10 protein-coding genes and 1 pseudogene are annotated in these 12919 nt (G+C 70.6%); 5 read left to right on the forward strand and 6 right to left on the reverse strand.

Annotated features, from left to right (window positions below; genetic code table 11):
* Window positions 1–5: 5 nt before the first annotated feature.
* Together OG734_RS11705 and OG734_RS11710 are read left to right on the forward strand one after the other, a co-directional pair.
* Complete coding sequence (locus OG734_RS11705) at window positions 6–245, forward strand: hypothetical protein (protein WP_330287432.1); 240 nt, start codon at window positions 6–8, stop codon at window positions 243–245.
* 129 nt (window positions 246–374) lie between these two features.
* The gene (locus tag OG734_RS11710) at window positions 375–932 is read left to right on the forward strand and encodes a hypothetical protein (protein ID WP_330287433.1); all 558 of its coding nucleotides are present in this window, start codon (window positions 375–377) and stop codon (window positions 930–932) included.
* 116 nt (window positions 933–1048) lie between these two features.
* On the opposite strand, the gene OG734_RS11715 is transcribed toward OG734_RS11710, so the two are convergent.
* The 5 genes from OG734_RS11715 to rpsO all read right to left on the reverse strand — a co-directional run bounded on the left by OG734_RS11715 (window position 1049) and on the right by rpsO (window position 6506).
* Window positions 1049–1507, reverse strand: a complete 459-nt coding sequence (locus OG734_RS11715; protein WP_330287434.1) for a hypothetical protein — start codon at window positions 1505–1507, stop codon at window positions 1049–1051.
* A gap of 8 nt (window positions 1508–1515) precedes the next feature.
* Window positions 1516–2268 (reverse strand): 4-hydroxy-tetrahydrodipicolinate reductase, encoded by a 753-nt coding sequence (gene dapB, locus OG734_RS11720; RefSeq protein WP_330287435.1) that lies wholly within the window; start codon window positions 2266–2268, stop codon window positions 1516–1518.
* A 50-nt stretch (window positions 2269–2318) separates the two neighbouring features.
* Window positions 2319–3698: a M16 family metallopeptidase gene (locus tag OG734_RS11725; RefSeq protein WP_330287436.1), complete on the reverse strand. Its 1380-nt coding sequence runs from the start codon at window positions 3696–3698 to the stop codon at window positions 2319–2321.
* Window positions 3695–5917: a polyribonucleotide nucleotidyltransferase gene (locus OG734_RS11730; protein ID WP_330287437.1), complete on the reverse strand. Its 2223-nt coding sequence runs from the start codon at window positions 5915–5917 to the stop codon at window positions 3695–3697. Before OG734_RS11730 ends, OG734_RS11725 begins: the two co-directional genes overlap by 4 nt.
* Before the next feature lie 301 nt (window positions 5918–6218).
* The gene (gene rpsO, locus OG734_RS11735) at window positions 6219–6506 is read right to left on the reverse strand and encodes a 30S ribosomal protein S15 (RefSeq protein ID WP_006381404.1); all 288 of its coding nucleotides are present in this window, start codon (window positions 6504–6506) and stop codon (window positions 6219–6221) included.
* Between the two features lie 278 nt (window positions 6507–6784).
* Here rpsO and OG734_RS11740 point away from each other — a divergent pair, with 278 nt between their 5' ends.
* From OG734_RS11740 to OG734_RS11745, 3 genes and pseudogenes are all read left to right on the forward strand, one after another.
* Entirely contained in the window at window positions 6785–7156 is a 372-nt protein-coding gene (locus tag OG734_RS11740) for a DUF397 domain-containing protein (protein ID WP_330287438.1), read from the forward strand.
* A gap of 404 nt (window positions 7157–7560) precedes the next feature.
* Window positions 7561–7641 (forward strand): annotated as a pseudogene (locus tag OG734_RS47955) (SCO5717 family growth-regulating ATPase); the annotation flags it as partial.
* Between the two features lie 345 nt (window positions 7642–7986).
* Window positions 7987–11796, forward strand: a complete 3810-nt coding sequence (locus OG734_RS11745) for a MinD/ParA family ATP-binding protein (protein ID WP_330287439.1) — start codon at window positions 7987–7989, stop codon at window positions 11794–11796.
* Window positions 11797–11884: 88 nt separating this feature from the next.
* Here OG734_RS11745 and OG734_RS11750 read toward each other — a convergent pair whose 3' ends face one another.
* Window positions 11885–12832 carry a bifunctional riboflavin kinase/FAD synthetase gene (locus tag OG734_RS11750; protein WP_330287440.1) on the reverse strand — a complete coding sequence of 316 codons (948 nt, stop codon included), beginning with the start codon at window positions 12830–12832 and terminating at the stop codon, window positions 11885–11887.
* Window positions 12833–12919: the final 87 nt, after the last annotated feature.

Here is a 12919-nt window from a genome sequence, read left to right on the forward strand (position 1 = left end):
ACCCCATGTTCCGCCGGCGCGAGCCCGTTCCGTTCGCCTTCATCGCCGAGGCAGACAAGTTCCGCAGCAATGTCGCTCCCCCTCCCCGTGAGCGTGCGTCCATCGGTGACATAGCCGGGCGTTGGCTCCTGGGGCTCACCATCGTGGCCGGGCTCGTGGGCTCCCTGGTCCTCGGGATGCCCGCGCTGTCGGTCGACCGGTCTGCCGGGCATACGCAGCAGTCCGAGGCGGCCGACAGCCGTTGAGGCCCGGTCGGGCTGCGGCCGAATGGCGCGGTCCGGCCCTCCTCGGACCCCCCAAGACTGGTGACCGGGCAGCCGGCTGTATAACCTCACCGGGCACAGCCCGCGCATGGAGTTGAGTGAGGACCAGCCGTGCCCCTGCCCTTCCTGACGGCCGACCGCGCCTCCGACGAGGCCGCGGCCGGTCTCGCCCTGCCGTTCGACGACCGCGACCGTTGGCGGCGCCCCTACCGGCCCGGCCCGTGGCGGGTGGGTGCGGCGGCGCTTCTGCTGCTGCTCGCCTCGTACGTGCTTTTCGCGGCGGTCATCATCGCGGCCACCGGCGAGTTGTCCGGCGGTGTCGTCTGTCTGGGGGTCGCGCTGGCCGTCATCGCCGTGGCACTGCGGCTGCTGCGTACGGGCGTGTGGGTGAGTGCGCACGGGCTGCGCCGGGTGGGGTTCCTCGGTACGCGGACGACGCGCTGGGAGAAGGTCGTCGCCGTGCGGACGGTGCAGCAGCCGGTGCGCTGGCTGGGGCTGCCGCGCACCGTGCAGGGGCAGGCGCTGCTCCTCGTACGGCGGGATCGAGCCGCGGACGCTCTGGCGCCGCTGCTGACCACGCGCAACGCCGACTTCCTGGGCCGTATGGAGGCGTTCGACCGGGCAGCGGACAGCGTGGAGGCGTGGGCCGCGGAGTTCGGGCGGGGCTAGACAGCCGGGACAGTGACCGGAACCGAACAGCACGGTGAGAGGGGGCCGGCCCGCAAACCGCGGGCCGGCCCCCTCTCACCGTGCTGGGAGCTCTGGGAGCCTGTGCCGGGAGCGGGTTAGGCCGCCTGGGCCGGGGACTTGCCGGCGTGCAGGGCGATCGCGCGCTGCATGGCCTTGCGGGCACGGGGTGTGTCGCGGGCGTCGTGGTAGGCGACGGCGAGGCGGAACCAATTGCGCCAGTCGCCGGGGGCCGACTCCGTCTCGGCCTTGCGCCTGGCGAAGACCTCGTCGGCCGAGTCGCGGTCGACCCGGCCGCTCGGAGTGCGCCTCAGCTCGTCGACGGGCAGGCCGCCTTCGGCTTCGAGTTCGGCGGCGAGGCGGTTGGCGTCGCGGACGAACTGCGTGTTCTTCCAGAGGAACCACACGCCGATCCCCGGCAGGATCAGGACCGCCACGCCGAAGGTGACGGTCAGGAGCGTGCCGGTCTGTATGAGCATGATCCCGCGGCTGCCGACCAGGACGAAGTAGAAGACCAGGACGACGGCCGTGAGGGCGTAGGAGAGTTTCGCGCGCATGACGTCCCTCAGCCGAGGTCGAGGAAGTGTTCCAGGCCGAAGGTGAGGCCCGGGGTGTCCACGACGCGGCGCGCGCCGAGCAGGATGCCCGGCATGAAGCTGCTGTGGTGGAGCGAGTCGTGGCGGACGGTCAGCGTCTCGCCCTCGCCGCCCAGCAGGACCTCCTGGTGGGCCAGGAGGCCGCGCAGGCGTACGGAGTGCACGGGCACCCCGTCGACGTCCGCGCCCCGGGCGCCGTCCAGCGCGGTCACCGTGGCGTCCGGTGCCGGAGCCGAGCCCGCCTTCGCCCTGGCCTCGGCGATCAGCTGCGCCGTACGCGCCGCGGTGCCGCTGGGCGCGTCCACCTTGTTCGGGTGGTGCAGCTCGATGACCTCGACGGACTCGAAGTAGGGCGCCGCGATCTGCGCGAACTTCATGGTCAGTACGGCCCCGATGGAGAAGTTGGGCGCGATGAGCACGCCCGTCTCCGGGGACTGGGCCAGCCAGCCGGTGAGCTGCGCGAGGCGTTCGTCGGTCCAGCCGGTGGTGCCGACGACCGCGTGGATGCCGTGGCGCACGCAGAAGTCGAGGTTGCCCATCACCGAGGCGGGGGTGGTCAGCTCGACCGCGACCTGGGCATCGGTGTCGGCGAGCGTCTCCAGCTTGTCGCCCCGGCTGAGGGCAGCGACCAGTTCCATGTCCTCGGCGGCCTCGACCGCCCGTACCGCCTCGGATCCGATACGGCCGTTGGCGCCGAGGACCGCCACGCGCAGCTTGCTCATCTTCTTGCTTCCTTACCGGACGGATAGCGGGTGTGGAGCGGAAACGGCCGTCAGGCGACGGCCTCGTGCAGACGCGCCGCCTGCTTGTCCTTGAGCGGGCCGATGACCGCCAGCGACGGCCGCTGTCCCAGGATCTCGCGGGCGACCTCACGGACGGCGTCCGGGGTGACCTCGGCGATCCGGGCCAGCATGTCGTCGACAGACATCTGGTCGCCCCAGCACAGTTCGCTCTTGCCGATACGGTTCATCAGCGCGCCCGTGTCCTCCAGGCCGAGGACCGTCGAACCGCGCAACTGGCCGATGGCGCGGCCGATCTCCTCGTCGGAGAGACCCTGCTCGGCGACGTGGTCGAGTTCGTCGCGGCAGATCTTCAGCACGTCGTGGACCTGCGAGGGCCGGCAGCCCGCGTACACGCCGAAGAGGCCGCAGTCGGCGAAGCCGGACGTGTACGAGTACACGCTGTACGCCAGTCCGCGCTTTTCCCGGACCTCCTGGAAGAGCCGGGACGACATCCCGCCGCCCAGGGCCGTGTTGAGCACGCCCAGTGCCCAGCGGCGCTCGTCCGTGCGGGCCAGGCCCGGCATGCCGAGGACGACATGGGCCTGCTCGGTCTTGCGGCCGAGCAGTTCGACGCGGCCGGCCGTACGGATCCCGCGGCGGCCCTCGCGCGGGGCGATCGGCGTGGCGTCGGGCTGCTTGAGGGCTCCCGCCTTCTCGAAGGCCGCGCGGACCTGGCGTACGACCTTGTTGTGGTCGATGTTGCCGGCCGCCGCCACGACGAGGTGGGTCGGGTCGTAGTGCTTCTTGTAGAAGCGGCGGATGCGGTCCGCGGTGAGGGCGTTGACCGTGTCGACCGTGCCGAGGACCGGGCGGCCGAGGGGGGTGTCGCCGAGCATGGTGTGCGCGAACAGGTCGTGCACGCAGTCGCCCGGGTCATCCTCCGTCATCGCGATCTCTTCGAGGATGGCGCCGCGCTCGACGTTGACGTCCTCTTCGAGGATCAGGGAGCCCGTGAGCATGTCGCAGACGACGTCGATGGCGAGCGGCAGGTCGGTGTCGAGCACGCGCGCGTAGTAGCACGTGTACTCCTTCGCCGTGAACGCGTTCATCTCGCCGCCGACCGCGTCGATCGCGGAGGAGATGTCCAGTGCCGACCTGCGCGTCGTGCCCTTGAAGAGCAGGTGCTCCAGATAGTGCGTGGCGCCGTTCAGGGCCGGCGTCTCGTCGCGGGAGCCGACGTGGGCCCAGATACCGAAGGTCGCGGAGCGGACCGACGGCAGGGTTTCGGTGACGATACGCAGGCCGCCCGGGAGGGTGGTCTTACGGACCGTACCGATGCCGTTGGTGCCCTTGATCAGGGTTTGCGTACGGGCAACGGCCCGCGCCTCCGAAGAGGTGCGGGCCGTCGTCGTGGAGCTGGTCGACGTCACTTGTCGCCGTCGTCCTTCTTGTCGTCCTCGGCGTTCTCTTCACCCTCGATGACCGGGATGAGCGACAGCTTGCCGCGGGAGTCGATCTCGGCGATCTCGACCTGGACCTTGGAGCCGACGGCTACCACGTCCTCGACGTTCTCCACGCGCTTGCCGCCGGCGAGCTTGCGGATCTGCGAGATGTGCAGCAGTCCGTCCTTGCCCGGGAGCAGCGACACGAACGCGCCGAAGGTGGTCGTCTTCACGACCGTACCCAGGTAGCGCTCGCCGACCTCCGGCATGGTCGGGTTGGCGATCGCGTTGATCGTGGCGCGGGCGGCCTCGGCCTGCGAGCCGACCTGGGCACCGATGTAGATGGTGCCGTCGTCCTCGATCGTGATCTCGGCGCCGGTGTCCTCCTGGATCTGGTTGATCATCTTGCCCTTGGGGCCGATGACCTCACCGATCTTGTCCACCGGGATCTTGACGGTGATGATCCGCGGGGCGTTCGGGGACATCTCGTCCGGCGTGTCGATCGCTTCCATCATCACGTCGAGGATGTGGAGGCGAGCGTCACGGGCCTGCTTGAGAGCGGCGGCCAGGACGGAGGCGGGGATGCCGTCCAGCTTGGTGTCGAGCTGGAGGGCGGTCACGAACTCCTTGGTGCCGGCGACCTTGAAGTCCATGTCGCCGAAGGCGTCCTCCGCACCGAGGATGTCGGTGAGGGCGACGTAGTGCGTCTCGCCCTTGATCTCCTGGGAGATCAGGCCCATGGCGATACCGGCGACGGGGGCCTTCAGCGGCACACCGGCGTTCAGCAGCGACATGGTGGAGGCGCAGACCGAGCCCATGGACGTCGAGCCGTTGGAGCCGAGGGCCTCGGACACCTGACGGATCGCGTACGGGAAGTCCTCGCGCGACGGCAGGACCGGGACGATCGCGCGCTCGGCGAGGGCGCCGTGGCCGATCTCGCGGCGCTTCGGAGAGCCGACGCGGCCGGTCTCGCCGACGGAGTACGGCGGGAAGTTGTAGTTGTGCATGTAGCGCTTGCGGGTCACCGGGGAGAGGGTGTCCAGCATCTGCTCCATACGGAGCATGTTGAGGGTGGTGACGCCCAGGATCTGGGTCTCGCCACGCTCGAACAGCGCCGAGCCGTGCACGCGCGGGATGGCCTCGACCTCTGCAGCCAGCGTACGGATATCCGTGACGCCGCGGCCGTCGATGCGGACCTTGTCCTTGATGACGCGCTCACGGACCAGGGACTTGGTCAGCGAGCGGTAGGCCGCGCTGATCTCCTTCTCGCGGCCCTCGAACTGCGGGAGCAGCTTCTCGGCGGCGATCTCCTTGACGCGGTCCAGCTCGGCCTCGCGGTCCTGCTTGCCGGCGATGGTGAGCGCCTGGGAGAGCTCGCTCTTGACCGCGGCGGTCAGGGCCTCCAGGACGTCGTCCTGGTAGTCGAGGAACACCGGGAACTCGCCGGTGGGCTTGGCGGCCTTGGCGGCGAGGTCGGCCTGGGCCTTGACGAGCACCTTGATGAAGGGCTTCGCGGCGTCCAGACCGGCGGCGACGACCTCCTCGGTCGGCGCCTCGGCGCCGCCCGCAATCAGCGTGATGGTCTTCTCGGTGGCCTCGGCCTCGACCATCATGATCGCGACGTCGCCGTCCTCCAGGACGCGACCGGCGACGACCATGTCGAAGACGGCGTCCTCGAGCTCGGTGTGCGTCGGGAACGCGACCCACTGGCCGTTGATCAGCGCGACGCGGACGCCGCCGATCGGGCCGGAGAAGGGCAGACCGGCCAGCTGCGTGGACGCGGAGGCGGCGTTGATCGCCACGACGTCGTACAGGTGGTCGGGGTTGAGCGCCATGATCGTGGCGACAACCTGGATCTCGTTGCGCAGGCCCTTCTTGAAGGACGGGCGCAGCGGGCGGTCGATCAGGCGGCAGGTGAGGATCGCGTCCTCGGAGGGCCGGCCCTCACGACGGAAGAAGGAACCGGGGATCTTCCCGGCCGCGTACATACGCTCCTCGACGTCCACCGTGAGGGGGAAGAAGTCGAGATTTTCCTTGGGCTTCTTGGAGGCGGTGGTGGCCGACAGCACCATGGTGTCGTCGTCCAGGTACGCCACGGCGGAGCCGGCGGCCTGCTTGGCCAGGCGGCCCGTCTCGAAGCGGATGGTGCGGGTGCCGAAGGAACCGTTGTCGATAACGGCCTCGGCGTAGTGGGTCTCGTTCTCCACTAGCGTTTTCTCCGATACTTTTTCGTCTTTTGTCCCGTCCTGCCCGTGTGGCAGAGGGACGGGGGTCGGAGAAGCGCGCCTTCTGATTGCGGGCCGGTCTTCGATCGAAGCACCCGGGGGTTCAGCTCCCGGGGGCCACTACCGAGGACCGGCGGCGGCGAGGTGCACTTCTCCTCGTTCGGGTCGTTCGTGTCCTGCTTGTTGCGTTGTGCCTACCACACTACAAAGAGGCAGTGACACTCCGCACGTACAGCAAAGGGAGCGGCCCCCTAAAAGTGGGAACCGCTCCCTCCACGGCGTGTTACTTGGCGCCCGCCGCACCGCGGCGGATGCCGAGGCGGTCGACCAGCGCACGGAAGCGCTGGATGTCCTTCTTCGCCAGGTACTGGAGAAGGCGGCGACGCTGACCGACGAGGATCAGCAGACCACGACGGGAGTGGTGGTCGTGCTTGTGGGTCTTGAGGTGCTCGGTCAGGTCCGAGATACGGCGCGAGAGCATCGCGACCTGGACCTCGGGGGAGCCGGTGTCGCCCTCCTTGGTACCGAACTCGGTGATGAGCTGCTTCTTCACTGCGGCGTCGAGCGACACGTGTACTCCTCGTAAGTCTGTGTAGAGCCACCGAGTGCCCCTGGTCCACATCTCAGGGGAGCTTCCGTTACTCGGGAGGCGGGAATCCGCTGCGCGCCGCCACCGGAGTGAATGACTCCAGGGGTGCGTACACAAACGGCCGTCGCCCAGGATACCAGCAGGCAGCGGCCGTCTTCACCGCGGTGCGCAAACAGCCCGGACTGCCCGGGTTCGGCCACTAGGGTGAGAGCACAGATCGTAGTTGTCGTATTACGTACGTCGGAAGGGGTCGCTTCGCCATGGCGGAGGCACAGGGCGCACAGGACGAGGACGTCAAGGCGCGCAAGGAGCGGGAGCGGGACGAGCTCTATTCCCTCGACATCTCGGGCGTCGAGTGGCACAGCGCCCCCGGCACGGAGGAGCACGAGGAGCGGGTCGAGATCGCCTATCTCCCCGAGGGTGCGGTGGCCATGCGGTCCTCGCTCGACCACGACACCGTCCTCCGTTACACGGAGGCGGAGTGGACGGCGTTCGTGCTCGGGGCTCGCGACGGGGAGTTCGATCTGGAGCCGACGGAGCTCAATGGCGGGCTCGCGGCGGCCGAGGCAGCGCCTTCGGACTCGGGTGCGAGCGCGGGTGCGAGCACTGATTCGGGTGGGGATGTGGAGTAGTCCGCTCAGGCGTCCTGAGTGATGGCTCGAGGGGTGGGACCGGTGCGGTGCGCCGGTCCCACCCCTCTTTTTCTTGCGCTTTTCCGCGAAGTGCGTTGTCAGAGGGGCCGCCTACTATGCATGTGAGGTTGGGGGGCGTTTGGGGCCGAAGTCGTACCGGTCCTGTCAACTCTCTTGCCGGAGAAGGCGGTTCGAGCACGGACGGGATCGGTTCCGGTCAGGCTGTGACGTAATGGACGGTCGCTGAGGGGTGGACGGGCCTGCCGGGGCGGGGGTCGTGGTGATTAGGCTGGGACGGAGTACCGGGGGGAGAGCCGGGCAGATCGGACGACCTCCAGACGAATACAGACGAGAAATGGTCGCCCAGCACGGCAAGAGGGTGCTCGACCACACCAGGAGGAATTGTGAACAGCGATCCGGACGGGATCCGCGGGGGCTGGGCCACACCCGGCGATGACCAGTCCGACGCGGAGTCCGCCAGCGAGATGACGGGCGAGTTCACCATCGATTACGCGACGCCTGCCTGGTACACGCAGAACGCGTCGGGGAGGTCGGGGGCGTCGGGGGACGAGACGAGTGCCGAGTCGGGCGCAGAGCCGGCCGATGACGCGGATACCGGTGCGGATACCGATGTCGACGCGGACGCGGTTGCGGACGCTCATTCGGGTGCGGGTGCGGAGGGTTCCGTCCCCGGTTCTGCGCCTGCTTCTGGTCCCGTGAGTCCTGTGGCAGTGCCCCGGTTGCCGGTGGGCGGTGGGTTCCAACCTGCGGCGCCGCAGTCGGCACCTACGGGCGGCCCCGCGAGCCCTACGGCTGTCCCCAGCTTTCCTGTGGGCGGATTCCAGGCCCAGTGGACCCCTCCGGCTGACGTGGTGCGGGACGGTGACCTGGAGAGCGGCTCGACGATGCGGATCTCCCCTGCCGCTGCGCACCGCGATTCCGCGGAGCGAGGAGCTGCCGAGATCCCCCAGGAGCAGCAGGGGCCGCAGGAGCACGTGGTCGTGGCCGCCGGCGGCGGTGAGTCCGGTGACGACTCCGTCGGCGCGGCCGTCGACGTCGAGGCTGTCCTCGTTGCGGCGAGCGTCCCGGAGTCCGTGGAGGACGTGGTCGAGCCCGTCGCAGAGTCTGAGGACATCACCGGCGCGGCGGGATCCGAGGACGAGGGCGACGAGGGTACGGCCGTCGGCGAGGTCGCCGAAGAGGTGACCGGCGCCGTTGCCCGACTCCGCGAGGACGAGCCCCAGGATCAGGACGCCACCGATGTCGCCGTACCGCCGCAGGCCGTCGAGCCCGCGGACGCGGAGACCGACGCCCAGGACGCCGAGCTTGTCGACACGACGCCGGTCGACGTGGAACCCGAGGGACCTGTAGCCGCCGAGCCGGTGGACACCGAAGTCGCCGACGGCGAGCCCGGGGAGGCGGAGCCCGAGGCTGCCGCCGAGTCCGAGGACGCGCTGCCGGTGGCGGATGCGGTCGATGACGAACGGGACTCCGCTCCGGTCGTGCCCGCGCGGGACTCGGTGCCCAGCGCGCCGCTCAACCTGCCCCCGCTGCCGGAGGGCGCGCCCGGGACTGTGCCGCCCTCGTGGGCTCCCTCGTCGACGTCTCAGAGCGGGCTGCCTCCGCTGCCTCCGTCGTTCCAGCCGGCCGCTCCCGCCCCTGCGGGACAGTGGCCCGCGCAGCCGCACCCTCAGCCGCCGACACAGCCGGAAGCCGCGCCCGTTCAGCCCCAGGCCGCGTCGGCCGCTCCGGCACCGGGCCAGCCTCAGCCTCCCGCCGTGCCGGGCCCGCAGCCACCCGTACCGTCGATGCAGCCCCCCTTCCAGCCGCAGGCCCCGCAGCCCGCGCCCGCCGCCTGGAACGCTCCCCCACCGCCCCCGGCTCCCGCCACCGCGCAGGCGGGGTACGGATTCCCGCCTCCCCACCCGAGCGCGCCGACCCCGGCACCGGGTGCGCCACGCGTCGGCTACGGATTCCCGCCGCAGGGAACTCCGGCCGCCCAGACGGGCCCCAACGCCCAGGACGGGTACGGTTTCCCGCCCCCGGGCGCTCCGACCCCGGCCCCGAACACCCAGGGCGGCTACGGCTTCCCTCCGCCGAACGCGCCCGCCCCGAATCCAGCGGGCCCCAACGCCCAAGCCGGACACGGATTCCCGCCCCCCAACACCCCGGCCCCGAACACTCCAGGTAGCTACGGCTTCCCACACCCCGGCGCACCCACCCTGAACCCGGCAGGCCCCAACGCCCAAGCCGGACACGGATTCCCGCCCCCCAACACCCCGGCCCCGAACACTCCGGGTAGCTACGGCTTCCCACACCCCGGCGCACCCACCCTGAACCCGGCAGGCCCCAACGCCCAAGCCGGACACGGATTCCCGCCCCCCAACACCCCGGCCCCGAACACTCCAGGTAGCTACGGCTTCCCACACCCCGGCGCACCCACCCCGAACCCGGCAGGCCCCGACGCCCAAGCCGGACACGGATTCCCACCCCCCAACACCCCGGCCCCGGGCACCCCTGCCCCCGCACCGGACGCCTCCGCCGCTGGGTACGGATTCCCGCCCCCGGCAGCACCCACCGGCACCACGGGCCCGGCAGCCACGCCTCCCCACCCCCAGAGCAGCTACGGCTTCCCCCAGCCCGGCGCACCCACCCCGAACCCGGCAGGCCCCAACGCCCAAGCCGGATACGGATTCCCACCCCCCAACACCCCCGCACCCACGGCTCCCCACCCCCAGAGCGGCTACAGCCTGCCCCAGCCGGGAGCACCCGCCCCGAACCCGGCAGGCCCCAACGCCCAAGGTGGATACGGATTCCCGCCCCCCGGCACCCCGGGCCCGACCGCCCCCAACCCCCAAGGTGCCCACGGCGCCCCGCAACCCGCCGGTCAGCCCCCGGCTCCCGGCGCCCCGGGGGACTCCGCTCCCCCGGCCCCGGTCCCCGTCGGCAACACCGTGTCCCCGGGCCCTGCCCCCGCGCCCAACCCCCAGGACGGGTACGGCTTCCCGCCCCCCGCCGGCCCGCCCGCTCCCCCGCAGCCCGGCTACGGGTTCCCGCACCCCGGTCAACCTGTCGTTCCCGGGGGTCCCCCCCGGGGCGGTGGGTATGGGTTCCCCTTCCCGCAGGCGTCCGCGCAGCAGGCGCCGCCGCAGCCTCAGGTGCCGCAGCAGCCCGATGCGCCTCACCCGCTGGGCGGGCCTCAGTCGCCCCCGCATGTGCCGGGGCAGGCCGTTCCGGGCGCCGTTCCCGCGTCACCTCCGCAGCCGTGGGGCCAACCCGTGCCGGAGGGCATGCCCGGAGTTCCGCAGCCCGGGCACCCCGCCGGGCCGCAGCCGCCCGTGGACCCGCGTACCGGGTCCGCCTGGCCGCAACCCATGCAGCACGACCAGCGGCAGATGACCAACCCCGGTGCCGCGCCGCTCGGTTACACCGCGGCCGTCGAACTGTCCTCCGACCGGCTGCTCAACAACAAGAAGCAGAAGGCGAAGAGCGGCCGTCCCGCAGCCACGCCCTCCCGGTTCAAGATCGGCGGGAAGAAGGAGGAGGCCGAGCGGCAGCGCAAGCTCGAACTGATCCGTACGCCGGTGCTGTCCTGCTATCGCATCGCCGTCATCAGCCTCAAGGGCGGTGTCGGCAAGACGACCACGACCACCGCACTCGGCTCGACCCTCGCCACCGAGCGGCAGGACAAGATCCTCGCCATCGACGCCAACCCTGACGCCGGTACGCTCGGCCGCCGCGTGCGGCGCGAGACCGGGGCCACCATCCGTGACCTCGTCCAGGCGATCCCGTACCTCAACTCGTACATGGACATCCGGCGGTTCACCTCCCAGGCGACGTCCGGTCTGGAGATCATCGCCAACGACGTCGACCCGGCCGTCTCCACGGCCTTCAACGACGAGGACTACCGGCGCGCGATCGACGTGCTGGGCAAGCAGTACCCGGTCATCCTGACCGACTCCGGTACCGGCCTGCTCTACAGCGCCATGCGGGGCGTACTCGACCTCGCCGATCAGCTGATCATCATCTCGACGCCGTCCGTGGACGGTGCCAGCAGCGCCAGTACGACGCTGGACTGGCTGTCCGCGCACGGGTACGCGGATCTGGTCTCGCGGTCCCTCACCGTCATCTCGGGCGTGCGCGAGACCGGCAAGATGATCAAGGTGGAGGACATCGTCTCCCACTTCGAGACCCGCTGCCGGGGCGTCATCACCGTGCCCTTCGACGAGCACCTCGCCGCCGGTGCCGAGGTCGACCTCGACATGATGCGGCCCAAGGTCCGCGAGGCGTACTTCAACCTCGCGGCCATGGTCGCCGAGGACTTCGTACGCCACCAGCAGATGCACGGGCTGTGGACCTCCGACGGCAACCCGCCCCCGGTCGCGGCCCCGCCGATGCCGGGACACCAGCAGCAGATTCCGGGGCAGCCGGTGCAGGGGCAGCCGTACCCGGCCCCGCCGGCTCCGGGGCAGGGCCAGCAGGTTCCGCCGCCGCCCGGTCAGCCGGGGCAGTACCCGCCGCCGCCCCAGCCCGGCCAGCCGTACCCGCCGCAACAGCCGTACGGCTATCCGCCGCAGCCGGGGCAGCCCTACCAGCCGCCCCAACAGCCGCCGCAGCCCGGTTACCCGCAGCAGCAGTAAGCAGTAGTGAGCAGAGAAGGCGGCCGGTGCCCTCGGGCACCGGCCGCCTTCTCTCGTACCTACTACCTACTCGACTACCTACTGGGCGCTATTCCGCCGCCGCGATCAGCTCGCGGCACTTCTTCACGTCCTCGGACATCTGGACGAGCAGTGCGTCCAGCGAGTCGAACTTGGCCTGACCGCGCACGAACGCCAGGAAGTCGACGGCAACGTGCAGACCGTACAGATCGAGGCCCACTCGGTCGATGGCGTACGCCTCCACCGTCCGTTCGGTGCCGTCGAACTGCGGGTTCGTGCCGACGGAGATCGCGGCAGGCATCGCCTCGCCGTCCGCGTGCAGCCAGCCCGCGTAGACACCGTCGGCCGGGATCGCGGTGTGGGGCAGCGTCTCGACGTTGGCCGTGGGGAAGCCGAGTTCGCGGCCTCGCTGGGCGCCCCGGACCACGACGCCCTCCACGCGGTGCGGGCGGCCGAGGATCTCGCGCGCGCCGCCGAGGTCACCCTCGCCGACGAGGCGACGGGTCAGCGTGGACGAGAACGGCTCGCCGCCGCCCGCCTCACCCGACACATACAGGTCGACGACCTCGACCTCGAAGTCGTAGGTACGGCCCAGTTCGGTCAGGAACTTCACGTTCCCGGCCGCCTTGTGGCCGAAACGGAAGTTCGGGCCCTCGACGACCGCCCGGGCGTGCAGCTTGTCGACCAGGACCTTGACCACGAAGTCGGCCGGGGAGAGCTTCGAGAACTCCTTGGTGAAGGGGAGGAGGAGGACGGCGTCGACACCCAACTCGGCCATCAGTTCGGCACGGCGGTGGTGCGGGGCCAGCAGCGGCGGGTGGCTGCCTGGGCGCAGAACCTCGCTGGGGTGCGGGTCGAAGGTGACGACGACCGAGGGAACTCCCAGCTCACGGGCGCGCTCCACGGCGTGCCGGACGATCAACTGGTGTCCGCGGTGGACTCCGTCGTAGGAGCCGATGGTGACGACGCTGCGTCCCCAGTCCTCGGGGATGTCCTCCAAGCCACGCCAGCGCTGCACTGTGACCGCTCCTCGTCGAACCCGTGTCCGTGTCTGCCTCTTACGCAGGCCTTCTTACGCAGGTCTAAGGGTGCCATGCCGAACGCG

The organism is Streptomyces sp. NBC_00576, assembly GCF_036345175.1.
Lineage (GTDB): Bacteria > Actinomycetota > Actinomycetes > Streptomycetales > Streptomycetaceae > Streptomyces.

Coding starts and splice junctions, on each gene's coding strand:
- OG734_RS11705 (WP_330287432.1), top strand. CDS start 6: ATGTTCCGCCGGCGCGAGCCCGTTCCGTTCGCCTTCATCGCCGAGGCA.
- OG734_RS11715 (WP_330287434.1), bottom strand. CDS start 1,507: ATGCGCGCGAAACTCTCCTACGCCCTCACGGCCGTCGTCCTGGTCTTC.
- dapB (WP_330287435.1), bottom strand. CDS start 2,268: ATGAGCAAGCTGCGCGTGGCGGTCCTCGGCGCCAACGGCCGTATCGGA.
- OG734_RS11740 (WP_330287438.1), top strand. CDS start 6,785: ATGGCGGAGGCACAGGGCGCACAGGACGAGGACGTCAAGGCGCGCAAG.